Below are 25063 nucleotides of genomic sequence, written 5' to 3' on the forward strand. Positions count from 1 at the left end.
CCGATGCTGCTTTTATCGCAATGAAAAACCTCTTCGCTCCAGCACCTCGCGCAAATTTTCCCGCAGGCTGGATGAAGCGGCGATCGTCTCCGGCCGGGTGCAGCGCCTTGCCGTGTGCTCGCACCACCCGTAATCCAGTTCAGCGCTTTCCGGCTCTCCGGCAATGGAGACGCGGCGGCCATCGTACGTGCGTCGCGAAATCATCTCCGCGTCGTACGCAGCCAGATCCTCATCCAAGCCGGCGGCCGAATATTGTTCCTCATGAACGGTAATTCGCTCCGGAAGCCGCGGCTTCCCCCCTCTGCGGACGCCCTTCCGCTCGTAACCGACCGACAGTCCCACTAAGGCGTACACCCCTTCGGGCAATCCGAGCTCTTCCGCCATCTCGGCGGGATGATTGCGGACGGACCCGACCGGAACCGCGCCTAGTCTTAAGGATTCGGCGGCTACCAGCGCGTTTTGCATGGCCAGCGCAGCATCAACGGATGCTAGTAGAAACATCTCCAGCGTATCCGCCTTGAACGAATGGCCCTGACGCTCCGTAATGTATTTCAAGCGGTAAATATCCGCGCAGAACACGAGCATCACAGGCGAATCGCAGATGAATGCCTGATTGCCGGACAGCTCGGATATCCGCCGTTTTCTCCGCTCATCCCTTACGACAATAATGCTGTAAGCCTGCAAGTTCGAGGAAGTAGGCGCGCTCCTGGCGGCGGTCAAGATCGATTTCAGCGCAGCCTCCGGCAGCTGCGTGCTTTGAAAGCCTCGTACGGATTCATGCTGCGTCAACACTTCGATCACTGGATTAAGCGCGAAAGCGGGCAACCTTATCCCTTCCAGTTCCAGGCGGCTGCGAACCAGCTTGCGGTCCATGCTTCATCCCCTCCCTTGTGGACAAAAGCTGCAAAGAGCTAGGGCAACAGGCTCACTTCTCAAGCAGCTCGCCTTTCTCCATAATGAGCTTGTCGTCCAAATAGACGTCCGGCTTGCCAACGACGCAGTCTATATGAACGCCGGCTGCGACGACTCCGCCGAACGTATTGTTGCTGCCGAAGGCGACATGAATGGTGCCGTACACCTTCTCGTCCTCCAGGACGACGCCCGTAATTCGGGCCTTGTCGTTCGTGCCGATGCCGAATTCGCCCAGCTGTCTTCCGTCGCCTTCGCCGAGCATCCGCAGCAGCTTGTCCGCTTCTTCGCCGCCTTCGGCGCTGACCAGGCGTCCTTGCTCAATCGTCAGCACTATAGGCGTGGATAGCTTGCCGATTCCGGCAATCGAACCGTCAATCCGGATTTGTCCCGATGCAGAGCCTTCGACCGGAGCGATGTAAGCTTCGCCTGACGGCAGATTTCCCGATTGCCCCGGCTCCAGATACATCCCGGTGCTCGGCACCCCGGCTCGGCCATCAATGGAAAATTCGAGCGAATAGCCGTCTTTCTCGATCCGTACCTTGCTGCTGTGCGTCAGCAGTTCCGTTACCTTCTCCGTCAGCGCTTTGACCTGCGTATAGTCAGCGGCAATGGCGCCTTCGAGAAACATGTCCTCGGTAATCCCCGGCATGGTGGCCAGTCTTGCACCGGCTGCGGCCGCTTGCTTGCGGGCATGCGTATGAGTAAGCGAATGCTTCGTAATGCACACGACGACCTGCGCGCCGGCCATCGCCGCTGCGACCGCAGCCGACGGTTCTTCGCCGGATTTGCCGCGCTCCTTCATCACCATCAGCATCGCTTCCGCGCCTAGGCTCTTGCCCGCTTCGTAGAGCGACTCCGCAAGTTCCTTCCTCGTATCGTCGGTAACGACGACGAACGTCTCTCCCGCTGTCAGTCCGAGGCAGCCTGTCAGCGTATTTTGGCCAATTTCAACGAGTCTATCATTCATTTCTATAACTTCCTTTCATTTCGGGCTACTTCCATTTATATCATTTCCGACACGAGTTTCGCCATAATAGCATTCGACAAAATGACCGGCAAGCCCGATGCTTCGGCGACAAGCGCTCTTGCTTTCTCCGTATAACCCATGCAATCCAGCAAAATAATATCCACTTTGTCCTTCAGCTCGCCTGCAGCCTTCCCAAAATTCCGCTCATCGAAAACATAGGGTGAAGCGACGGCAAAATCCGGCTGAAGCCCATGCGGCAAAAATTTGGGTTTCAGGTTTTCCTTTTGCTCAATCAGCGGCACAATGACGCCAAGCTTTCTGCTTCCCACCATCGCTTTGACGGCGGGCGGAATAATGTGGTCAGGCTCGATCAAATAGGACGTCCGGGTTTGCAAACCCGGAAAAACGCCCGTGCAGAGCAGCAAAATTTGCTGGATGCCGTTCTCTTCCATTTCGTAAATTTTGTCTTGCAAAATCGGTTGAATTTTGGAACGTCCCATCACGGCGGACTCCCCGGTTGTTAGCCTTGAAGTCAAGGTGTAGTCATTCTCTTTCGGCCTCAAATGAGTCTCGATATATGATTTCGTGAATCCGTCCAGCACGCCGGCTTGAACTATCTCCACCCCTTCCGGGAGATATTTCTCCACAATTGGCGCAACATCTGTACGCGGCGCCTGTCCGATGGTAATCATCCCTAATTTTTTCATACCTTTATCCTCCCCCAAATATTATGACTCCATATGGAAAAGAGAGGAGGGTTTCCCCTCCCCTTCGTTACTTGCCGTCTACGTTGCCAGCCGTTTGCAAAACCTTCATGGAGCCGTAAAGCTTCGAGATCAGCTCGAATTCGGCTTTATCGTAGAAGGAGCATGTCCCGGTTGTAAACTCTTTCGCCACTTCAACCGCAAACCGGACCGCTGCAGCGATGTCCACTTCGTGGCTGGCCCCCGTACCGCAGCCCGGAACGACGGATTGCGCCGTAACCGCAACTCCGACCACAGGCGCGGACGTAGCCACGGCCGGCTGCAGGATGGAGTTGATATGGTACAAATCGTTGCCGTACGGCGTAATGTCCTGCGTCGTAACCGGGAACGTAACAGGCAGCAGACCTGAAGTCATCTCCATAATGCGCAGCAAATCTTCGCTGACCCGCAAAATATAGCCCTCTTTTACGGTAGGGGAGATGGCAATGCCCTTATGGTTGATGACGCGGTTGCCTTTCGTCGTATCGATTGAAAGGATCGCCTCCATCTCAGGGATCACCTCGTGCGTGTTCATCACGCCGATTTCGACCGGAGAATCCATGAAGTCTACCGGTTCATGCGGACGTGTCGGCGCATCCGGACAAATGTGAGTCGTCACGATCACGTCGCCTTTGAGCGAATCGCCTTTCGTCTGCATATCAGCCAGCTTAAGCGCCGAAGCAACCGCAGCGACCGCTCCATCCGCGTCGGATACCATGCCGGTTCGGCTCGGACGCGCGCCGATTCCGCCGAGGCGTCCGACAATGCCGAATGTCGGCGCGCTGCCGCCATTCGATTTGCCTTCGGTGCCCGGGATGACGATTTTAATAAAATCGGTGCCGCCTTTCTTGCCTGTCACTTTCTGAACTGTAACAGAGACATTGGGAAAGGTGCTAAACAGCTCTCGTACCCGTTCTCCGGTCACATATGCGTCATCCAGTGCGTCCAGCACGATTAAAGTTTGTTTGAGTGTCATTATGTCTATACCTCCGCTTGTCAATCTGTAAATCCGAGTCTATCTCGCAATTTAGAAAATATAGTCCAGCACCGGTTTCTTAATGATGTCTTCGACCGGCTGCATCAATTTTTTATTGCTCATCGTGCTGCTGAGCAGCAAATTGGCTCTCGGCACGACGATGACAGCGAGCTGCTGTCCGTTCTCCAGCGCTGCCGTAACAACGGGTCTTGCCGTCTTGGCGTCAAGCGTCATGATCAGATCCGGAAAGGTAGCAAGGCGCTCGCCGTCTTTCTCCAGCGTCATATACTCGTTCCAGAATGTCATCTCATAACCGCCCACTCGAACGGTTCCGACATCGAAGCCGCCTGTCGTCTCAAGCTGAAAATCCGTCACCTTGCCAGCCGCTACAACCTGGCCTCCGAGCTTCGCAACGACAGCGTCGATGGCGGCTTCACCTTTCGAGCCGAGCAGCGCTTCACCGACTTCAATAGCCTGTGTAATGGCGCCTGGCGCTCCATTCGCTTTCGCATAGGCTGCAGAAACGGGATTCCGCGCCACCGCCACCAGACCTCCGGCTTCAACGGATGCCTTGCGGATCATCGAAGCCGCTCTGCCCAGCGATCCGGAAATGCTGAACTCTATATAACGATCGTCTTTTCCGCCATTAGCGGTCTGATGTGAAACGTAGTCTTTCACTTCCGTCAAATTTAAAGCGCCCATCGTTCCAGTAGGGTGAGCTCGTCCATTGCAGGCGAAGTCTAGGAGCGGAATACCTGTAATTACGGATTGCAGCCAGCCGTTTACCGTTGTGCCGGCCCCGTTCTCATTCGTATGAATTGCCGAGATCGGCTTGTTCAGCTGACGGGACAGAATTTCCAGCGACCTTGCGTAGTGAATTGGACTCACAAACTTGTCCTTCGCTCCGGGAGCACCGACAAGCGATACGGTCACAAATGAATCGTCATCTGCAAATTCATCTATCGAGCGAAGCTCGGGCTGACCCATTTCGAGCGCCAAGCGGCCGAGCTGAAGACCTTCTTCAATCCAGCCTCCGCCGCCCCCGCCCAAAACGGCACCGCCAAAGACGGCATGTTCCATCATTTTCATATCGAGTTTTATGCGTGCCACTGGGAGCTGCACCTACTTTCTCAGTTTGAACATCGAGTTAAAGAAACTGAACAATGCATCCCCGGCGATAAATCCGGCGGCCAGAATGCTCATCGGCGTCTCGGCTTCCTTGCCTTTCAGCTTCGTCACGACAATCCGGATGAGGAGACCGGCGAGGACAGCCCAGCAAGCATTCGGCGTCGCGATCAGCAAGCCGGTGGCGAGCATAACCCCAATCTGGCGCTTGGCTCCGCCGATCAACTGGATAATCGCACCCGGGATCGCCCACAGCAGCAGCTTCAATGCGACATCGGACGAAGTTCCGGCTTGAATCGTCGATGCATAAACCTTGTCGATCGGAGGAACGAGATTTTGCGCGAAATACGAATGATAAGTCAGTGTCACGACAACGACCGCTACACCAAAGGCAATCATGCCCGTCATGTATTGCTGTTTTCTGCCTTTCAGTTCGTATTCGGCATCTTCGCCATGACCGCGCAGGATGTAACCGGTTTTCAGGTCATACCCCATATCCGCAAACGCTGGACCCGTAGCCGCGCTGAATCCGGCCAGAAGGGCAAGCGCTACCGGCGGGAAGCCGATCAGCATACCGAACAGCAGGGTGATGAAGGCAACGGCAAAGGCCGGGAACCATCCGGAATGCATCGCCGCAATACCGACGATAAGTTCATGCACGAACGCGGCGAAAGCGGCAAAAATAATGAATCCAATAAACATGCCCAGCGACATCTTCGTAATCAAACCGCCGATGACGGCAATTATCAAGGCAATGACCAAGTAAGCGACAAATCCGAGCCCGAGCGTCCGTCTGGCTTCGCCATCCTGGCGGGTGTACTGAGCGGCATCCGCGCTCTTTTCTTCTTTCTTCGGGCGTTTAAAGATAAGGACAGCGGCCTGAACCAAAGCGACGATACCTGCTCCGATCATCACGCCATGTGCGATATAATGCGAACTGACGTCAATATCGAACCACGGAATCGAATACTGGCGAATCAGAAGGCCGATGCCGAACATGCTCAGCGCCCAAATGTTGCCGATGAACGCAACGCCGAAAGCGGACATGGAGATATGAAAATAAGAACCGATAAGACCGATCAACGTTCCGACGCCGAGCAGCCCGGCGCGTTTGCCGCCTTTATCGCCGGCAATGATCGATTCAGCGGTAGCTACCCCCGGCGCCCAGGTGCCGGATGCGGGAAACAGCTTGGAGTCAAACAATTTATACAGCAGCAGCGCATCGACGAACATCGCGAGCGCCGCGCCGATCAGCATCGGAGCGATCAGCTTTGTTTCTCCCATGATAAACGGGATGCCGATCGGAATGAACAAACTGTTGGCCGCACCGAAGGTTGCCGCAGATATGGAAGTCTGTACAAGATTTTGACGATGTATTGATTTATATTTTCTTAAGATCGCAATAGGGATTCTTGCAATCAGCATTGCCACAAGCGCACCGATAATGGATGTATTCGGCGTTACGCCAAGTGTGGTCACGATCTGAATCCCAATAATGGCGCCGAGAACTCCGGTAATGATATTAAGGATCAACCCGAACGGTTCGAAAATGCTCGGATGTCTTTTCTTTTCACCGGCTTGAACGGCTTCATTCTTCAATTCATTCATGGATATACCCCCTAATTAGTTTGATGTTGCAGGATTTCCATCATTCGCTATGCGAGTCGCTTTCGGAAGTCGTTATCGTTAATGTGATTTCGCAAAATGTTCATTATTAAGCTGTTCTTTTTGGGAAGTGGCTATGAATACTCCGATTAGCACAAGAGCGGCCCCAAAAACTTGCTGAACCCTGATCGGATGGTCAAATACGGTAAAATCCAGCAGCATCGTCATGATGGGCTGCAGATTGAGCATAATAGCCGATCTTGCCGCTCCTATCGTCTCCATTCCTTTGTTCCATAGAACGCTTGCCAGTCCTTGCGCCACTATAACCGAAATAAAGGCAAACCCCCACATCCGGAGCGAATGGCTCCAATCGACTCGCACCATCCCCAGAACGAACGGATCGAACACGATGGCGCTCAGCAGAAAGCTGTACGCGGTTATCATGAAGGGTGTCATTGTGGCCGAAAGCAAACGAACCAAAATCATGTTGCAGGCGAAGGTAAAGACAGCCCCAACGATGTACAAATCCCCTGCGCTGACCCTGACCCCAGTCACACCTAAAGCTCCGAACAGGCCGATCAATGCTATTACGCTTCCTATCATCATCCGCCAGGTAATCTTTTCCTTGAGGAAAAGAGCGGCCAGACCGGCAGTCATTAGCGGAGCAAGCGTAAATATCAAGGATGCGTTTGTCGCTGTCGTTCGTTTCAGCCCTGTGTACAAGAAAATCTGATTGGCGATCAGCCCTATGAATGCTGTAACAAGGAGCAGCCATAATTGCCGGCCAGTCACCTTAACGAAGGCTTTTCTCCAAAACGCAACGAGGATGAACAGAACAGATACGACTGTCAAACTGAACGCCGATAGAAAAAAAGGAGGATACACGGTGAGCAGGATTTGGCGTGCAATATAATTCAATGACCAAATCGAAATACATAGGAAACATAAGGAATACGCCTTACCCAATGAGAACCTTCCTTTGCATGCCGGTCAGATTGCAGCAAGCTGTTTATAATAATTCGCAGCCATTAAGCCTTCCGCTTCCACGGCATCAATGACCGGAATCTGCAGCTCCTTGCGGATCACATCTGCAAAATCAATGGTCGTAAACCCGGTGCAAGCGAACACGATCGCTTTAGCGCCTTGCCCCACCAGCGACCGCGCCCCTTCCAGCGCTTTCTCGCGTCCTGCGTCTGTCAGCAAATCCGTCGTGTTGGTGACGCCTTCCGGACGATTGTACCCGACGATCAGGTCTCCTAATAAACGGGTCATTACGGGAGAGACTCCTTCAGTTATTCCCATAAGTCCAACCGGTTCTCCAAGCGCAAGCGCGACGAGTGAGGCCGAGCTGCCCGCTCCGATAACGGGAACCTGGACACGGCTACGGAGCTCCTGGACTCCCGGATCGGCCGCGCAGCTGACAATGAGCACGCGGCATCCTTCCAGTTCCATCTGGACGCCGAGCTCCACAATTTTGGGAACGGCCATCTCCTCCGTCTCGTCACTATAGATGCCAAGAGGTTGATCCGGGATGCTGCGGCTCAGGACAGCTACATCGTAAAGGCCGCTGATCTTTCTTCCATGCTGCTGGACGATCTCTTCATCCTTTGCGGTAAATACGCGAATCAGCCCTATCAAAGCCCATCACCCTTTCGTTTCGGCCTTTTTTCTTGTCAGAATATCTGACACTATAACGGCAAACCCCCCTTTCTTTTCGTGTTTATTTATTTTGTTGTCAAAATTTATTACATAGATTGTATTCTTTTTTGAGTTATGTCAACAATGTACTGGCTTAACAAAACTATAAACGGCCTATTGTGCTGCGAACACAATAGGCCGTAAATAATTAGTTGTTTATCAAATAATATGCAGTACACAGATACAGTTCAAACCGGCTCAAGGCGCTTCCCAAATCAAGATTGGCAATCGCTTTGATGCGATCCATCCGGTAATTAACCGAATTGCGGTGAATGTAAAGACGGTTCGCTGTTTCATTCAGACTGCCTCCGCTCGCCAAATAGTGATAGAGCGTCAGCACATAATTCGTTCCGTTCGCTTTGTCATGCTCAGCCAGCCTGCCGATCTTTTCCTTAACGAACACGGCCAGCCGGGTACCCTCCGCCAAATCGAGCAGCAATTCAAGCATTTCAACTTCGCTGTACTTGAACAGCTGCCGGTCGTTATTTAATTTGTAGCCGATCGACACCGCCGTCCTGGCTTCGTTATAGCTCCGATGAGTTTCGAACAGCGAGCAGGACTTGCCGATTCCAATCCGAAGTGATTTCCACCGCTTGAGTTGCTCGCTCAAAGCATCGCTCCAGGTTGACGACGTTGGACCGCCATGGTACTGACCTTCCGAATTCACCGAGCGAACGGAGGGTAAAAATAACACAAGTCTTCCCGCATGTATCTGTATCTGGGGACGGACTTTTCGGACCGCCGATTCCTTCATTACGAAGTCATTAAGCTTTGGAACGATCGAGGATTCATAGTCGACAAAAGGCTGATCCGCTTCAATAACGGCAACTTCCCACGACCAGTCCGGAGCAAGGCCCAGCTGGCGGCCTCTGGACTCCGTCACCTGTTCATCGGTGGCCGCGTTCAGGATCAGTTCCTCGAAGAACGTTCCCCTCAGCCTTCGTTCGGTGTCATCCGCTATTTTGTTCCGCATCATTTCCAGTGAGAAAACAAGCCGCGCCTGTTCAATCAGCATCAGCTCCAGCTCGTCCAGTTCCTGCTTCTCGACAACGAATTTCCCGAGTATCTTATTGTCTACATTAACTTCCCACTGACGGTTCGCCTTGGATGGATGAAAGGGATTGCCCTGCGGCGAAGAAGCCAGCACCTCCCCAGCCTTATCGACAATCCAGATCGGGGTTTTGATCAGCTCCGATACGTTATCGGCAACGACCTGAATCCCCTTGTTGTTCAATACAAGCCCGGTCAGCGCCTTGTATACTTCTTCAGACCGCCTCAACAGTGCAGCCTGCCTGCTTAAAATTTGCTCCATAACGTTGTAAGTAATATCGATATAGGGCATTCCGGCCGGGAGCTGGATGATGGGAATATGGAGCAAATTGCTTTTGTCGATCATTTCCTGCGGAATTTGGGGGATGAACCGCTCAGGCTTGATCGCGACCCCCGCTCCATTCACCTGAGCGAGCTGGTCAATCAGATCGGCCAGAAGGGACGGTTCGTTCCGGGTCGAATAGCCTGTCGTCAAAATCATCTCGCCTTCCCGCAGCCAACCGCGGATATCGGGAACTTCCCAGATATCGATATACTGCACGATACGGTCCAAACCCTGCTCTCCGCTCACCAGTCTCGCATGTTCCATAACGGGAAGCTCAAGCATTTCCCTTACCGTCAAACCTTTTAGATTCATGATGTTAGTTCACCTACTGTTCTGTTATAAGGTCGTGGTTTTGTTTTTGTATAACTCAAGCATAGCCTGAATGAATTCTTTCGTTGCTGGGGTGACTTCCTCAAAGGAATGGGCAATGACGCCGACCTCGCGGGTCACCCTTGGGATTAGATCCTTGACGATCAGGTGATGAGAAACCGAGGACAGTGTGAAATTCGAAATAATGCCTATTCCCAAGCCTTGCTCAACCATATGAATTAAAGTATCCGCAGTTTGGACGGTCAAATTTTCCTGCAAAATAAAATGATGCTCTTCCAGAGTGGAAGAAATGGCAGTTTCATGTCCGCCTTTGCAAAAAATAAACTCATTCTGATGTTCTCCGAAATTAATTATTTCTGTCTGCTTTAAGGGATGATTCTCGGGAATGATTGCGACCATGTAATCATGGGCTAAAATCTCATATTGGTAAGCGTCAAAAGGAGATGCTACAATCCCCAGATCAACCGTTCGATCCCCTACCCATTCTTTAATCTGATTTAAGGTTCCTTCCATCAGTTCGATCTTAACAAGCGGATATTTCGACCTGAACGCCGCGATGGTCCCGGGCAGCAGATTGGTTGATGCCGCCGGAAAAGCCCCCACTTTCACCTTGCCTCTCAAAAGCTTGCTTTCTTGACTGGCAATTTGGTGCATTTTGTTCTCTATTACTTTCATCTGCCTGGCCAAAACCAGAATTTCCTTCCCCGCGTCGGTAAGCGTCAGCCCGTTATGCTTATCGCGAATAAACAATTTAATATTAAGCGAAGTTTCCAGATTTTTGACCGCTTTACTTACGGCCGGCTGGGAAATAAATAACGCTTTTGAGGCCTCGGTAATATTCAGTTTCTCTGCAACCATCATGAATATTCTGATATTATTCATATTCATGCTCATATTTACACCCGCTTTATAACCAAACGGTTATGCATCTTATTATTTATATGTATTTCAGTTATATAAAAATATATCATACGATAAAAGCACTTGCCACTCCTTGAAAAAAAGAAGTTAGCGGCAAGCTATCCACCTGCTGATTCTATACACCTTACGATAAGGGGGAAATTGTTCATGTCCGTATCTTCTCAGAAAGACCTTTCATCATTGCGAGCAGTCCGCTCCAATCCTTCCGGACGCATATGGGTGTCCGCCTGGATCGTAACAGCCGTCTTCATTCTCTCCAATTCGGCTACCCCGCTCTATGTGCGCTGGCAGCAAGAAATGAACTTTTCCAATGGCACGCTAACGCTGGTGTTTGCTGCTTACATCATAGGCCTTCTCGCTACACTTCTTATCGCTGGCCAGCTCTCCGATCGATTTGGACGCAGACCGGTTCTGTTCCCGGGTCTCATCGCAGCCGTTATGGCCTGCTTGCTGTTCGCTACGGCATCCTCCGTTGCTGTTCTTCTCATCGCCCGTTTCCTGACGGGTATTGCCGTCGGCGTAATCGTCTCGGCAGGCATGGCCTCTGTCGTAGATACGGGAGGATCCGAGCACAGGCATACCGCCTCACTTGCCGCCTCAGTTGCTATGGTGCTTGGCGCGGGACTTGGGCCGCTGCTTGCAGGCGTGCTCAGCGAAATACTGCCTCGGCCAGTAATCCCGATCTTCATGATTCAAATTGTTTTTTTATTGAGTGCCTTTTTCGTTGTCGGCATAGTTCTAAAGAAGAACACTAGCTCCCGCCATCAGACGAGAGCTCCCCTGCACTTGCCAAGTGTACCGTCGCCTAATCGCTTGCAGCTTGGATTGGGGATCTCCGTTTTCGCGCCTGGAATCACGGCGACATCTTTCGTATTGTCGCTCGGACCCTCGCTGCTGTCGAAGCTTCTTGCTGTAACGAGCCCACTTGTCGCAGGCGGTACTGCTTGTGTGATGTTCCTTACGGCGACAGGAATCCAATTTGCGCTCAAAAAATTAGCTGTCCGTATCATCTTCCTGATCGGCGCCGCCTCCACCTTACTCTCCATGCTCTTCATCGCCACAGCCGTCAACGCCTCTTCTGCCGTGATGTTCGTTTGCGCCGCCATTTTTGCCGGTGCCGGTCAGGGCCTCGGACAACTCGGGGGCTTAACGCTCATCGCCCTCCATATCCCGGAGCATCGCAGAGCCGAGGCCAATGCGGTCCTCAACATTGGAGGGTACATTCCAGCCGCCTTATTGCCCGTGTGCACCGGCTTCCTCATTGATCTTGCGGGACTTGCAGTGGGGACTTCCGTCTTCGCCGCCATCCTGGCAGGAGCGGCCATCGTAGCGGCACTGTTTGTGGTCAAAAAGCTGAGAAGAGAGACATAATCACCGTTTCGCCGAAGTGACCGGCCAAGCCATTCGCCGGGGCAGCAGTCATGTACACGTAATCACGACGAATACGGACTTCTTCGATCATCATCGGCTCCGGCGGATTATCACGGGCCCTGAGATTCCTTACGATATTTAATATTCTCTTGGAGCAGAAGCAGCTTTGACAAGCGGAACGAATCTGCCACCCACCTGACGGGCAAGCTGCTCCGGCTGCAGTTCCATCTGCAGTCCGATTTTTCCCGCGCTGATGACTATTGTCTCCAACGCTTTGGCGCCGATGTCGAGAAAGGTGGGGTACAGCTTTTTCATGCCGACAGGCGAGCAGCCTCCGCGAATATAGCCGGTCCATTTTTGCAGCTCTTTTACGGGCAGCATCTCCACTTTCTTCTCCCCTGCGGCCTTGGCCGCTTTTTTCAAATCAAGCTCTTCGGCAACCGGAATGATAAACACAAAGAGATTCGATCCTTGATGCGCAACCAGTGTCTTGAACACCGTCTCCGGCGGCTTGCCGATTTTCTCCGCGACTGCTGTTCCATGAATTTGGCCGTCCTCATTGTCATAGGTCAAAATGCTGTACTGCGTTTTGGACTTGTCCAGCATTCTCATAGCGTTGGTCTTTCCTTCACCCATCCGAACTCTCCCCTTTCGGGCGTTGTTATGATTAATCTTAACACGCTGCGACTTACGAGCCAATCATTTCGCCAGACAAGCCTTTGCAGCACGATCAGGAACCGTTACAATGTAAAATAAATCAATTACAGATTCCGATGCTTCCTAAGCATATCCAAAAATCAAACGGTAAGACAAAGAATGCGGATGATGTTCACCCGGGTGAACATCCATCCGCATTCTCTTTTATTCACAGGGATTTATTCGTGAGGTAAGAAACTGGCCAGCATTACAGTTTTAAGCTTTTCATCCCCGCTTCCGGGTACTCTTTCGTGTTTATAAATTTTTGCCTATCAGCGTCAATACTTGCCGCAATTCGGCAACAGCTACCTGGCCGGGTGCGGATGCTTTCCTGGCAGCCCCGAACGTCAGGGCGGATCCGAATACTTCACCGGCAAAACGGCTGATTACGCCCTTTCCCGCCATCGACATCGTAATGATCGGCCGGTCTGCGTATTGTTCCTTCATTATACATGTGGCTTCAAGCAGGGTCAGCACATCCGCCGTATTTTGCGGCATGACCGCTATCTTCGGCAAATCTCCGCCAAGCTGCTGCGCTTTGCGGAGCCGTGATACGATCTCCTCTTTCGGCGGCGTTTTGTCAAAGTCATGGTTCGATATAATGACGAAAACATCGTTAGCATGGGCAGCTTCCACAAGCGTCCGGACATCCTGCTCGTCGTTGAACAGCTCGACGTCGATCAGATCTGCGAGCCCGGTTTCCGCAATCGCCTGATTAAGGGCTACATACTCCGCCGGACTGATTTCCTTCTCCCCGCCTTCTTTGGCGCTGCGGAAAGTAAAGATGAGCGGAATATCCGTGAGCAGCGCACGTAATTCAGCGAGCGCCGCTTTCACCTGTTCAATATCTGCAACATGTTCAAAAAAATCGGCCCGCCATTCCACCACATCCAAATCCAAAGTCTGCAACAGCGCGGCTTCTTCCTTTAATTGCGTCAGCGTATTGCCGACCATGGGTACACAAATTTTAGGAGTGCCTTCCCCAATCGCAACTCCTTTGACCTTTACTGTTCGTTCCATATCTCTTGCTCCTTCTATGCTTATGTCTGTCATTATACCTGAACAGGATTAGGCCTGGATACCTTTGATCTTAAGTCCCTTACTTTTTTAGGCTTGATCGCGGCAAATCTTATTAACCTTAAATAAATGATACAAATACAGTGTCAAACCTAAATATTTAAGTATTTTTCAATCATATATTTACCGATTTTAATATACATTCTAAAATTATATTAAATTCTGAATCAGAAAAGGTGATCCAACATGGATAGCGTTGATTCGAAAATCGTCGATGCTTTAAAAGAAAATAGCCGTATGACCGTATCCGAAATCAGCAAAAGAGTGAACCTTTCCATTCCGGCCGTCACCGAACGAATGCGCAAAATGGAAGAATCCGGACTTATCGAAGCTTACACCATCAAAATCAACCGCGCCAAAATGAACTACAAATTGCTGGCTTTTATCCTGGTTCAGCTTGATCGGACCGAGCATATTCAAAGCTTCAGGGAATCGGTTACCTTGTGCGTCTCTGTGCTGGAATGCCACCATGTTGCCGGCGAATACGACTATCTGCTAAAGGTCCTTGTAGAAGACACGGAGCATTTGGAGTATTTTTTGTCTCATACGCTTAAAAATATTCCCAGCGTGCAAAAAAGCAATACGATGATCTCCCTTTCCTCTTTAAAAGAAAATTTGAATCTCTGAAAAGGTGAGTGCCATGCTTATTAAAGGATTTCGATTCGGCATGATGCTGCAGTTGGCCGTCGGCCCCGTTTGTTTTTTTATATTTCAGATCGCATCACAAAAAGGTTTTTTGGCTGCAGAAGCCGGAGTTGCCGGCGTAGCTCTTATTGACGGTCTATTCATTCTGTCAGCCATACTGGGAATTGCTTCGATCATGGATCATCCAAAAGCCAGGTTTGCGCTTAAAATAGGCAGCAGCGCCGTTCTATTTCTGTTCGGCATCAGCATGGTTATCAGCCTTTTCGGTATCAATCTTCTGCCAGGCATTCAAATTGCGGGCTTTTCAGGAACGTCCTCTGTTTTTATGTATGCGGTCGTGCTGACCGCCTCAAACCCGCTGACCATTCTGTTTTGGGCAGGTATATTTTCAGCCAAAATCATTGAAGAGAACTTGCGGTGGGCGCAGCTTTACATTTTCGGCCTTGCCGCCCTGTTCGCTACAGTTTTCTTCTTGACCCTGGTCGCTGGCTTGGGCAGTTTGACGCATTCGTTCATGACGCCATTTGCGGCCCGTTTGTTGAATTTCGTTGTAGGCGTTATATTTGTGTATTTCTCCATCCGGATGATGGTTGGAAGGCAAAAATCACAGGGTTAAGGAAAATTCGTCCTTTCCCGGAAACAGCTCCGGCTCGAAATAATTATAGTCGTTCAAATACGGAGAATAGGTTTTCACGTGAAGCTTGTTATTTTTCAAATCGAATTGAAGCATGCGGATATACCCGGATCCTCCCCGGTCCGCTTCCTGATAATCGGCCAGCATCTGGTAGACATCCCGGTCCGCTGTGCCGTCATTGTTATCGTCAACCGCATCCGTCTTCAGCTCTGCGTCATGAAAATGGCCCGATAGAACGGCTATCACATTTCGGTTCGGAAGCACCACCTTCTTGTAGATCCGGTCTGCAACCTCGGAACGTTTGCCGGAAGTTAGCATATATTCGTGGAATGCAAGAATCGCTTTTCGCTTCGGATATTTGGCCAGCGCCTTGTTCATCCACTCGATCTCCGGATCTCCGACGCCCCAGCCCATGTAGACAATGATCAGGTCCGTCCCGTTTGACGAAATCAGGTCATAATGGCCGCGGTTGTTGTTATACGACTCGCCGAACGTTGGCTGCTTGACGAAGCGATTTGCACCGAACCATTTCCGGAATTCGGCATAATCTTGATTCTTGTAGCCCACATCATGATTTCCGGCAAGCACGCCATAAGGAATACCCGCTTTCTCCAGCACGCTCATGCTTCTGTCAGCTGCCTTCCACTGGTTTTCCTGCTTCGATTGATTGACCAAATCCCCGGTATGAATCGCATATTTTATCTTCAGTTCTTTCTTGTTATTCGCAATCCATTTCACCATGGAGTCGTAAATTTCCGGATAGCTTTCCGAATAGTACTGGGTGTCTGACATCCAGACAAAGGTGAAATCGTAAGGCGTATCAGCCTTGGCCGTTGCCTTTTGATAAGGTTCCCGCCATCCGGCGGCCAAAACGGTCGCAATGAGTATATACAAGACCCGAACCCACTTCTGTTTCCAGTTCAAACTGTTCATCTCCTCATCCGTCTAAGCACTCCCCTTATCTTTCCTTAAATGAGGACAATTAATCCTTTTCCATAATGATCTCTATACGAAATAGAACCGTGATTAAGAATAAGCAAGAAGTGTTGGACTCCAAATGGCCGAATTAAAGGTGCTAGTTTAAGCGCTTTTTAAAGCCTCTCTGGTCCGTCGAGTAGCCCATGGATTCATAAAAATGATGAGACGTCGCAAGCAACGGCGACATAATAGTTCGGGTTCCCCGATATGTCTTCCAGGCGCTGCTGCATGGCGTGTACATCGGATTCCTTCCCGATAAATTCATAAAAGAGGCGGGATAAATCATGAACGTCTTTCTTTTCTGCTTTTCTCACGCTAAAACTCACTACATTCATCCTTTCGGTTCGTCATATTTGATGGTTATATCCATTTCTATATTGAAGCATGTATTTCAGAACCTCTTTATTGTCCTGTACTATGATTCGCTTATCCGAATATTCCATCGTCAGTTCCAATATTTCCTTCAGATTTTGTTTGTCAAATGCCTTATTCCAAATAAACAGCATCTGCCACAAATTCTTGAAGGTTTGCTTGTAATTCCACCTTTCAATTCCAAGCCTTGTCTTTATAAATCTGAGAACGACCCTGAGGTCTCTAATGAATTTATTGGGAACGATGATAAATATAAAGTCAGCCTCCTTAAAGCTCTCCCTTCCCCATTTGTGATGAACGCCTTCAATAATCCAGGATTCCGTGTTTACAATCTGGTTCAACTTGGCGTCCCTGACTTCTACAGGAAACCTTTTGTTCTCATAGCTCCTGTCCCATACCAGGTTATCGGTTTCATAGCAGTTTATGCCGAAAGTCTTCGATAATTCTTTGGCGATATAGGATTTTCCGCTGCCGCAGGCGCCTATGATCCGGATTCTAATATGTACCGCTCCCCTCTTCGAAATTTGGAACAAGAGATATGTTCCTATCAAAGCTTAATTGATTCTATAATGACCGATTTTAAATCCTGCAGGTAATATCTTCAAGACTATGGATGAACAAACCAGATTTTTGGGGTCTTATACGGATGAAGGCCGGAAGGGATATGCCAATTACCCCGAGCGGGTACTACGTCACTAAATAATGAACACATCAAGCTCAAGTTCCCGGTTACAACAAAAGCACCCGTTTCCTGAGGAAACAGAGTGCTTATATAGACCCACATGTCCGCTGCCGGAAAGGCCCCGCCTTCACCGGTACAAAATCCAGTCGGGATAGTCCGTTATAATTCCGTCCACCTTCAATTTTCTCGCCTGTGCGATCTGATCTCCTTCGCGGATCGTCCATGCCATGATTTTGCAATGCTTCGCTTTGATTCCCTTTACGACCCCCTCGTCAAGCAGCTGCAAATCATAGTTAATGTACGATGCGTACGAAGAGATGTCGATAAGCTGGTCATCGGTCAGAGGGTGCTGCTTGTCGGAAATAAGAACGGCAACAGGAAGATCCGGCAATAGCGCATGAATCTTGCGAATCGAGTCCTGCTCAAACGATTGGATCATAATAGGTCCTTTGTTTTCATACCTTTGTACAATATCTGCCACAATTTCTTCGATCCCCGGATATAACGACGGTTTTTTCAGCTCTATAAGGATCCCGACTTTACCGGAATACCGGTCCATTACCTCTTGCAGGGATGGAATTTTTTCACCAGCGTATGCTGCGTTAAAGGAGCTGCCCGCATCGAGCGCCTTTAATTCCCGAAGCGTAAAATCCTTGACATACCCTGACCCGTCGGTCGTTTTATCCAAAGTTTCATCATGGATGACAACCGGCACCCCGTCTTTGCTCATGTGCACGTCAAACTCAATGAAGTCCGAACCCATGCTGACAGCCAGGTCAAAGGCGGCCATCGTGTTTTCGGGCGTGTATCCTGACGCGCCGCGATGAGCTACGACATCTAGATCATTCGAGGAGAGGGCTTTTTCCGCCGCTGAAATGGCAGACCAAAGGAAGAAAACCGATAGCAATCCGAAGGAAAATAGGATGACAGCTTTTTTTCTCCCCACGCTCTCGTCTCCTATTTGACGCCATTATAGACAAAGGCGCGGATAATTTGACGCTGGGCAAAAAAGAAAACGATCAGAATCGGCAGCACCAGAATGAGATTCCCTGCCATCAGGATGTTCCAGGTTGCGACCCCTTCCACTTCCCGGATCTTCGCGATCCCGAGAGGCAGCGTCCGGGCCGTTTCATCCGTTGTCATGACGAGCGGCCAGAAGTAATCGTTCCAATGGGCGATGAAGCTGAACAAGGCAAAGGTAATCAGCACCGGTCTTACGAGCGGCACCATGATGTTCAGGATCACTTTCCATTCTTTCGCGTTATCCAGCCTTGCCGCTTCAATCAATTCCTCCGGCACCTGTTTAAAGGCCTGACGCAGGAGAAAGATTCCAAATGCGCTGGACGCGAACGGAAGGATGAGACCAAGATGGGTATTGAGCAGCTTCCAGGCGCTGAGCTCCAGATAGACCGGCAGGAAGATCAGCTGGGATGGAATCATCAGCGTAATCATTACCATCCCGAACAACAAGCCGGATCCCTTGAACTGATAGCGTGCAAAGGCATAGGCTGCCGGAATAATTGTAAGCATCTGCAGCGCCAGGATGCAGACTGCAATGACGACGCTGTTCACAAAATATTGCAGAAACGGCCCTGAGCTCCACGCCTCGGAAAAATTTTGCCAGACCGGATTTTTCGGAATCCACTCGGGCGGAAAAACCATCGTCTCAGGCATTGTTTTTAATGAAGTGGAGATCATCCATGCAAATGGCAGGGCAAAAATGAGCACCAAAAGCAGAAGGCCGATGAGATTAACGGCTCGTATCGCCATGTTGGCCCCTTTGGCCATCCATGCTTCCTTGCCGGCAGATTGAAACCAAACCCGCCCCTCAGCGATCGTGCGGTTTGCTTCTTTCAAAGGATTCACCTCTTTATAAGCGGTAATTAGCGATAATGAATGCGATTAGACAAAAGCTTGAAGTACAGCAGGGTCAGGAGACCGACAATGACCAGCAGGACAACGCCAGCCGCGGAGGCGTATCCGATCTTGAAGAATCTGAAGCCGTAGTCATAGATATAATAGACGAGCGTATTGGTAGAGTTGACCGGTCCCCCCTGGGTCATGATCGCGATGGTTTCGAAGACCTGGAATGAGCTGATCATGTTGATAATGACCAGAAAGAAGACCGTTGGCGACAGCATCGGAAAGGTCAGCCTGGCAAAGGTCTTCCATGGTCTGGATTGGTCCAGGTTAGCCGCTTCATAAATGTCCTTCGGGATGCTCTGCAGCCCGGCGATAAACACCAAAGTGTTAAAGCCGATCCCTTTCCACACAGCCACAATCACCAGAGAGATCAGCGATGTGCTGGGATGGGATAGCCACGGCAGCTTTTCAAAGCCGAATAACCCGATCGCCCAGTTGAGCAGACCGTACTCCGGATCCATCAGCCAGCTCCAGAGCAAGGAGATGGACACCAAAGAGATGATGTGCGGACTGAAGATCGCGCCCTGCACAAAACCGTAAAAGACTCCGGTTCGATTCAGCCAGACTGCAAACAGCAAAGAGATTCCAATCGTTAACGAGACGGTCAGAAGCATGTAGACCAAAGAATTTTTCAATACCTGCATAAAGTCAGGGTCCTTAAACAGGTCGACAAAGTTTTGCAAGCCCACAAAGTTTTTGGTCGGACTGATGAAATTCCAATCAAACATGCTTAAATAGATCATGTAAAAAATCGGATAGATGAAAAAAACGGAAAATACGAGAATGGCCGGAGCAACCATCCCGTAAGGGCGCAGCTTTTCCCACAGCGTCATTTTACTTCCCCCCTACGAAAGACAGGCTTTTCTCCCGCGCTTCAATCCCGCGGATTCGCTGTCCGTCCGGAGCAAAATAATAAAGCTGCTCATAAGGGATGGTCACCTTAATTTGGCTGTTCATCTCCATCGGCTCAAGGAAGGTCTTGACGAAGAAGACTCCTGCCTTCGACTTGATTTGATAAATGGTTTCTGCCCCCAGGCTCTCACGGGTCACGATCTCTCCGTCCAACGTAAACCCTTCCCGGTGAAGATCCTGCTTCATCAGTACATGTTCCGGCCGGAAACCCAAATAGCCGATCCGCTCGGCAGCCGGGATATGAAGTCCCTGCACTTCGCTGAAATTCAGGATGTTCATGGCGGGAGTGCCGATAAACTGGGCGGTAAAAAGATTTTCCGGATCGCCGTACAGTTTTGCAGGGGAAGCGGCCTGCTGAATGACGCCTTGATTCATAACAACGATGACATCCCCCATCGACATCGCTTCCACCTGATCATGGGTTACGTAAACAAATGTGGTTCCGAGCCTCCGGTGAAGCTGAATCAGCTCGGTTCTCATCTGATTGCGCAGCTTGGCGTCCAGATTGGAGAGCGGCTCGTCAAGAATGAATACTTTCGGCTGCTTCACCATGGCCCGGGCCAGGGCTACTCTTTGGCGTTGTCCCCCGGAGAGCATTTGCGGCTTTTTATTGAGATAAGACGTTAACCCCACGATCTCAGAGATGTCGTGAATCAAGGTATCCCGTTCCTGCTTAGGTACCTTTCTGTTTTTCAATCCGAATTCAATATTCTCGCGCACCGTCATCGTTGGATAGAGAGCGTAATTCTGAAAGACCATCGCCACATCGCGAAGTCCGGGGGCAATGTGGTTCACGGAGCGGCCGCCGATGAGGATGTCCCCGCTCGTTTGTTTGTCGAGCCCGGCAATCATTCTCAAGGTGGTAGATTTCCCGCAGCCCGACGGGCCGACCAATACCGTGAACGATCCGTCTTCAATGGTGAGGTTCAGGTTCTTGATGACTTCTTCGTCCTTGAACTTTTTTCCGATATTCTTCAATTCAATTTTCGCCATCATGGTCTCTCCCTTCGTCAAGCTTTATGTCAAGCTTTATAACGTACAGTTTCTTCCTCTTTGGCTTGCTGAATATCGTTCAGAAGCTGGACCAGCTCGTCTAAGGAATGGAGGCGCAAATCCAAACGTTCAAGTTCAACGCTCGAATAAGGGGAAATGTAGCAGGTTCTGCCGCCCATGCGCTTCACAGGATAAAGGTCGTTCCACGGGTTATCCCCGATCGACAAGATCTCATGAGGCTGATATCCTTGATCCAGCAGCGATTGAAAGAACTTTTGGATTCCCTGCGGCTTATCCGCGCCGCAATGGATTTCATCAAAATACGAAATGATCTTCATGTACTCCAGGAAGTCGATGCCGGATTGTTCGTTGCTGTTGGTCATCAGTATTTTTTTGTCAACCGCATCCGTCGTTCGAATCGCTTCAAACAGCTCGTTGTGGCAGGAGAACTGATAAGGTTCGAGAATCATTTCTTCGCGGACCCGGTCATAAGCCTTGATCAGCTTTTCTTTCGAAATCTTGAACTTTTGACTAATCGCCTCGACAATTCCCCATGGATCACCCATATAATGATGGCCGGGATCGTCAAGCGAAAGTTGCCCGTACCGCTTCATAAACTCCTGCTGGTCTACCGTTTCACCTTCCCACGTAAGGGCCTCTACAAAACGGCCTCCATCATGCACCAGCACTACATTGTCCTCATGATGACAGAAATGGCCCAATTTGACCGCGTGCTCTCCGGACAAAATGCTGGCCGCCTCCCGTATGGCGGCTTCCGTCTCGGCTTCCAATTCCGTTCCTTCGAGCAGGTAGCGGATGTACCTATCCATAAAGGAATCTTCCTGATACAAAGTTCCATCCATATCAAATACAATCACTTTTATCTCAGCTAACCCGTTCATTCCATACACCGCCTCTCTGTCAGTTGCCATGCTGTAACCCCGAAAGCCGCAAGCGATATAGGAAGGCCGACTTTTCGAAACTGGAAGTCAGCTCTTCCTTACGTCATTGGAGCTTTTAAGCCTGATTTATTTCTTCAGAAGACTGTTTGCTTTTTCCGCAGCTTCATTCAAGGCCTCTTGCGGCGTTACGTTCGGATCAAGAATGGCTTTCTCAATGGAGGATCTTACGATCTTCGCCACTTCCGGATATGCATTCTCCATCGGGCGCGGTCTCGCATATTCGAGTTGATCCACTGCTACTTTGTATTGCGGAAATTCTTTGAAATGCTGCTGCAATTCTTCGCTTTCTACAGCGCTGACGCGGGTAGGCAGGTAGCCGACGTGTTTATGCTGATAAATGGTGTTCTCTTTGGAAGTCATAAATTTGATAAATGCCCAAGCCGCCTCTTTCTCTTCATCGCTAAGCTTGGAGGTCATGACCAATTGGCAGCCCCCGGTCGGAACGCCGTACGACTTGTTCGCAGGCATAAACGCAGTTGCCATTTCAAAGTTGTTCCCCTTGGCAATTTCAATGGCCGCCGAAACGCCTGCGGTTGAACCGAACTTGAAGGCGGAAAGCTGGTTTGCCCAATCCTTGTCCGCGTTAGCGCCTGCTTCATTACCTACCGTGATCTTCATAAGCCCGTCCATAGATAATTTCTTCCAGAACTCAACCGGAGCAACCCCTTCAGGTGAGTTAAAGGCTGCGCTTTTTCCGTCATCGGACAGCATTTGTCCGCCGCTTTGAGCAACGAACCCTTCGTAAAACCAGATATCAGCAGGCATAGAGATCGCTGTCTTTCCTTTCTCTTTCAGGACACGCGCATATTGTTCGAATTCTTGCCAGTTCTTCGGACCGGCCGGATTGAGTCCCGCTTCCTTCAGCATGGAGACATTCTTATAAAGAATCGGGGTGCTGCGCATGAAAGGCAGACCATAAAGCTTGTCGTTGACGTAGGCGTTGCCCATGAGGCCTTTGATGAAATCATCCATCTTGACTTGATCCTTATCCCGCTCGGCAAAAGGAGTCAGCTCTTCCAGCATGCCGCTGTTTGCAAATACTCCGGTGGATGCGATCTCCAGATCGGATACCGCAGGCGCGTTTCCTGCCGCGAATGCAGCTTGAACTTTAGCGTGAAGATCGTCGTAATTGCCCTGGTGCTCCCCAATAACTTTATAGCGGTCCTGCGATTTGTTGAACTCATCTACTAAATGGAGCTTGGCTTCTTCAATTTTGTCCCCAAACGCGTACCAATACTTGATGGTAATCTTGTCCTTTCCTTCAGCGGCGGACGATGTTGAGGCGCTGTCCTTTCCGCATGCCGCCAGTGAAACCGCCATTAGGGCTGCAAGTGTGAGCAAACTCATTTTCTTAAACATGTAAACCCTCCTCATGAATGTAGTGAAAAAAGAAGAAACCTTATTCGAACCGCTGGCGTGTCCGCCGGCAGTTTGATAAGGTTTCTCCTAAGCTCCACCTGTTAGCTATTTACTTGTTACTCTCATCATATCGCCTGTTTATCAACAGAGTATTAAGCGGTTATCAGAATTGCGTTAACAATTTAAAGCGATGTCCCGGTGATTCGCGTCGATAGAAGACAACGTTTCGCGCCAGAGCTCCGGTTTAGATGAAGAAACCGCAGTTGCGCCATATCTGATGCATTCGAGGGTCTCGCTTCGTGCTGACAGCAGCCCCCCGGAAATGATCGGGACCGACGTGAAGCTCTTCACCGTTTCGATCATTTGCGGAATGCGTGCTGGCATAACCTCGATAATGTCCGGCTCTACCTGCTCAAGGCTTTTGGCCATGTTATCCAGCACCTCGGTATCCACGAGAAAGAAACGCTGGATCGTAATCAGGCCCATTTTCTTCACGTTTTTTACAACGTTTGTCTTCGTCGTGATGATGCCTGTTGGTTGAATCGCCTTGGCCAAGTATTCAAGACCGTAGCAGTCGGTGCTTAACCCCCCGATCTTCTCCAAATGCAGGAAGACAGGGACGTGATGCGCTTTGAACAAGTCCACATATCCTTTAATGACACCAATGTGGCCGGTAAGCAGGAACACGCCGCTTAACTGATTACGAAGGGATAAAGCCGTCTCGATTTGTTTCGGGTTCTTGATGGAAGCGATCATCCGGTGCGTTTTTAATCGATCGAAGAACACCTCTTCATCTCTTCGTTTCTTCACTGTCATACCTCCTGATTGACTGCTGTCCGTAAGCTGATCGTGCCTTCACGTTCCAATTCTTTACCGCGCGCATCAGGATTTGGCGTAAAGTGGTTCATATGTTTGTGCAGAACAGGTGCATGCTTCGTTAGAATCTCGTCTGCGACATCAAGAGCCGAAATTCGAATCTCCTCCTGGCCAACTTCTACTATTCGAAAAGCTTGCTGATCAAGACAAGCAGACAATTGGACAAATGTCCAGTTTTTCTGCCGGACAATCGAATCGACATGCGTATGACCGTTAAAATAGATTCCCGTTCCTTGCTTCTGCCCCAGCACCTGCCACATGTCAATGTCCGGATGAATGGAACCTTTTTCAGCGTCGGATCCTTTCGTTGTGTTAAATACCGGATGATGGGCAAACACCAAAAGCGGCTTAGTTCCAGATGCCCTTACAACCCCTTCCAACCACTGCAGCTGTTCTTCGTCAACATGCCCTCCCCAATCGGCGTAGTCCATTTCCTTTGCGGTATCGAGAAAAGCCAGCACCGCACGCTCGGTTTCAATCGAATGGTACCGGGCTTGTCCGGTAATTTGGAGGACTTCATTTCTTGTTTGAGCATACAGATCATGATTTCCCAGTACCTGATAGAACGTTCTTTCTTTATTCTCTAACAGCTTATAAACATTTCGCAGTTCCGTGGCTGTTCCATAATTGGTCAAATCTCCAAGAGCAATATGAACATCGGCATCAACCTCCAAAAAGCGTCCAAGCAAGGTTCGATAGAAGGCATCGCTTGCTTCAAGCCATCCCGGGACCCCTTCGTCCAGACCGTGGAAATGTAAATCCCCCATCAGAACAAGTTTCATTATGCTCTCTCCTCTCGCGTTTCTTTAGGATATCGGTTTCGATATTTTCAGCATAGTTCATAAATGATAAGAGAGAGTAAAAACTAAATAAAAGTTTTGTAAGGAAACAGAGTTTCCTTATTTTTCCTTGCATGGATGCGTAAGGCCCG

Annotated in this window: 26 protein-coding genes and 1 pseudogene; 4 read left to right on the top strand and 23 right to left on the bottom strand. The window is 50.0% G+C overall.

What is annotated here, in order from left to right:
• Nucleotides 1-12: 12 nt before the first annotated feature.
• The 10 genes from K7397_RS02195 to K7397_RS02240 form a co-directional block, all read right to left on the bottom strand.
• Nucleotides 13-873 (bottom strand): NADPH-dependent oxidoreductase, encoded by an 861-nt coding sequence (locus tag K7397_RS02195; protein ID WP_223066304.1) that lies wholly within the window; start codon nt 871-873, stop codon nt 13-15.
• Nucleotides 874-925: 52 nt separating this feature from the next.
• Entirely contained in the window at nt 926-1879 is a 954-nt protein-coding gene (locus K7397_RS02200) for an aminopeptidase (RefSeq protein ID WP_223066305.1), read from the bottom strand.
• 35 nt (nt 1880-1914) lie between these two features.
• Nucleotides 1915-2586 (bottom strand): AroM family protein, encoded by a 672-nt coding sequence (locus K7397_RS02205; RefSeq protein ID WP_223066306.1) that lies wholly within the window; start codon nt 2584-2586, stop codon nt 1915-1917.
• Between the two features lie 67 nt (nt 2587-2653).
• Nucleotides 2654-3598 (bottom strand): DUF1177 domain-containing protein, encoded by a 945-nt coding sequence (locus K7397_RS02210; protein WP_223066307.1) that lies wholly within the window; start codon nt 3596-3598, stop codon nt 2654-2656.
• A 51-nt stretch (nt 3599-3649) separates the two neighbouring features.
• A complete protein-coding gene (locus K7397_RS02215; RefSeq protein ID WP_223066308.1) occupies nt 3650-4708 on the bottom strand; it encodes an S-methyl thiohydantoin desulfurase domain-containing protein in 1059 nt (352 codons plus the stop codon).
• A 12-nt stretch (nt 4709-4720) separates the two neighbouring features.
• Entirely contained in the window at nt 4721-6331 is a 1611-nt protein-coding gene (locus K7397_RS02220) for an OPT/YSL family transporter (protein WP_223066309.1), read from the bottom strand.
• Nucleotides 6332-6409: 78 nt separating this feature from the next.
• Complete coding sequence (locus tag K7397_RS02225) at nt 6410-7294, bottom strand: DMT family transporter (RefSeq protein ID WP_223066310.1); 885 nt, start codon at nt 7292-7294, stop codon at nt 6410-6412.
• A 24-nt stretch (nt 7295-7318) separates the two neighbouring features.
• Nucleotides 7319-7966 (bottom strand): aspartate/glutamate racemase family protein, encoded by a 648-nt coding sequence (locus K7397_RS02230; protein ID WP_223066311.1) that lies wholly within the window; start codon nt 7964-7966, stop codon nt 7319-7321.
• A 208-nt stretch (nt 7967-8174) separates the two neighbouring features.
• A complete protein-coding gene (locus K7397_RS02235) occupies nt 8175-9713 on the bottom strand; it encodes a PucR family transcriptional regulator (RefSeq protein WP_223066312.1) in 1539 nt (512 codons plus the stop codon).
• A gap of 24 nt (nt 9714-9737) precedes the next feature.
• On the bottom strand, nt 9738-10625 hold the full coding sequence (locus K7397_RS02240) for a LysR family transcriptional regulator (RefSeq protein ID WP_223066313.1): 888 nt from the start codon (nt 10623-10625) through the stop codon (nt 9738-9740).
• A gap of 174 nt (nt 10626-10799) precedes the next feature.
• On the opposite strand from K7397_RS02240, the gene K7397_RS02245 reads away from it, so the two are divergent.
• Together K7397_RS02245 and K7397_RS02250 are read left to right on the top strand one after the other, a co-directional pair.
• Nucleotides 10800-12023 carry an MFS transporter gene (locus K7397_RS02245; protein WP_223066314.1) on the top strand — a complete coding sequence of 408 codons (1224 nt, stop codon included), beginning with the start codon at nt 10800-10802 and terminating at the stop codon, nt 12021-12023.
• Nucleotides 12013-12153, top strand: a pseudogene (locus K7397_RS02250) (YmaF family protein); the annotation flags it as partial. The gene K7397_RS02245 and the pseudogene K7397_RS02250, both read left to right, overlap by 11 nt.
• Before the next feature lie 8 nt (nt 12154-12161).
• Here the strand turns inward: K7397_RS02250 and ybaK are convergent.
• Both ybaK and aroD read right to left on the bottom strand, forming a co-directional pair.
• Complete coding sequence (ybaK, locus tag K7397_RS02255) at nt 12162-12659, bottom strand: Cys-tRNA(Pro) deacylase (RefSeq protein ID WP_223066316.1); 498 nt, start codon at nt 12657-12659, stop codon at nt 12162-12164.
• Nucleotides 12660-12974: 315 nt separating this feature from the next.
• Nucleotides 12975-13739: a type I 3-dehydroquinate dehydratase gene (aroD, locus tag K7397_RS02260; protein ID WP_223066317.1), complete on the bottom strand. Its 765-nt coding sequence runs from the start codon at nt 13737-13739 to the stop codon at nt 12975-12977.
• A 243-nt stretch (nt 13740-13982) separates the two neighbouring features.
• On the opposite strand from aroD, the gene K7397_RS02265 reads away from it, so the two are divergent.
• A complete protein-coding gene (locus K7397_RS02265; RefSeq protein ID WP_223066318.1) occupies nt 13983-14423 on the top strand; it encodes an Lrp/AsnC family transcriptional regulator in 441 nt (146 codons plus the stop codon).
• A gap of 13 nt (nt 14424-14436) precedes the next feature.
• Nucleotides 14437-15057 (top strand): LysE family translocator, encoded by a 621-nt coding sequence (locus K7397_RS02270; RefSeq protein WP_237690600.1) that lies wholly within the window; start codon nt 14437-14439, stop codon nt 15055-15057.
• Here the strand turns inward: K7397_RS02270 and K7397_RS02275 are convergent.
• From K7397_RS02275 to K7397_RS02325, 11 genes are all read right to left on the bottom strand, one after another.
• Complete coding sequence (locus tag K7397_RS02275) at nt 15046-15999, bottom strand: metallophosphoesterase (RefSeq protein ID WP_237690601.1); 954 nt, start codon at nt 15997-15999, stop codon at nt 15046-15048. The two genes, K7397_RS02270 and K7397_RS02275, sit on opposite strands and share 12 nt — an antisense overlap.
• 203 nt (nt 16000-16202) lie before the next feature.
• Entirely contained in the window at nt 16203-16379 is a 177-nt protein-coding gene (locus K7397_RS02280) for a hypothetical protein (RefSeq protein ID WP_223066320.1), read from the bottom strand.
• A gap of 21 nt (nt 16380-16400) precedes the next feature.
• A complete protein-coding gene (locus K7397_RS02285) occupies nt 16401-16958 on the bottom strand; it encodes an AAA family ATPase (protein WP_237690602.1) in 558 nt (185 codons plus the stop codon).
• Between the two features lie 276 nt (nt 16959-17234).
• Nucleotides 17235-18053 carry a glycerophosphodiester phosphodiesterase gene (locus K7397_RS02290; protein ID WP_223066321.1) on the bottom strand — a complete coding sequence of 273 codons (819 nt, stop codon included), beginning with the start codon at nt 18051-18053 and terminating at the stop codon, nt 17235-17237.
• An 11-nt stretch (nt 18054-18064) separates the two neighbouring features.
• Complete coding sequence (locus K7397_RS02295) at nt 18065-18895, bottom strand: carbohydrate ABC transporter permease (RefSeq protein WP_223066356.1); 831 nt, start codon at nt 18893-18895, stop codon at nt 18065-18067.
• A gap of 95 nt (nt 18896-18990) precedes the next feature.
• A complete protein-coding gene (locus K7397_RS02300) occupies nt 18991-19863 on the bottom strand; it encodes a carbohydrate ABC transporter permease (RefSeq protein ID WP_223066322.1) in 873 nt (290 codons plus the stop codon).
• Between the two features lies 1 nt (nt 19864).
• Entirely contained in the window at nt 19865-20935 is a 1071-nt protein-coding gene (locus K7397_RS02305) for an ABC transporter ATP-binding protein (protein WP_223066323.1), read from the bottom strand.
• Nucleotides 20936-20964: 29 nt separating this feature from the next.
• Nucleotides 20965-21867, bottom strand: coding sequence for an HAD family hydrolase (locus tag K7397_RS02310; RefSeq protein WP_223066324.1), 903 nt, complete (start codon nt 21865-21867; stop codon nt 20965-20967).
• Between the two features lie 96 nt (nt 21868-21963).
• Entirely contained in the window at nt 21964-23256 is a 1293-nt protein-coding gene (locus K7397_RS02315) for an ABC transporter substrate-binding protein (protein WP_237690603.1), read from the bottom strand.
• Between the two features lie 174 nt (nt 23257-23430).
• Nucleotides 23431-24066, bottom strand: coding sequence for a glycerol-3-phosphate responsive antiterminator (locus K7397_RS02320; RefSeq protein WP_337926658.1), 636 nt, complete (start codon nt 24064-24066; stop codon nt 23431-23433).
• A 2-nt stretch (nt 24067-24068) separates the two neighbouring features.
• The gene (locus K7397_RS02325; protein ID WP_223066327.1) at nt 24069-24914 is read right to left on the bottom strand and encodes a metallophosphoesterase family protein; all 846 of its coding nucleotides are present in this window, start codon (nt 24912-24914) and stop codon (nt 24069-24071) included.
• Nucleotides 24915-25063: the final 149 nt, after the last annotated feature.

The organism is Paenibacillus caui (assembly GCF_019904135.1).
Taxonomy (GTDB): Bacteria; Bacillota; Bacilli; order Paenibacillales; family Paenibacillaceae; genus Fontibacillus; species Fontibacillus caui.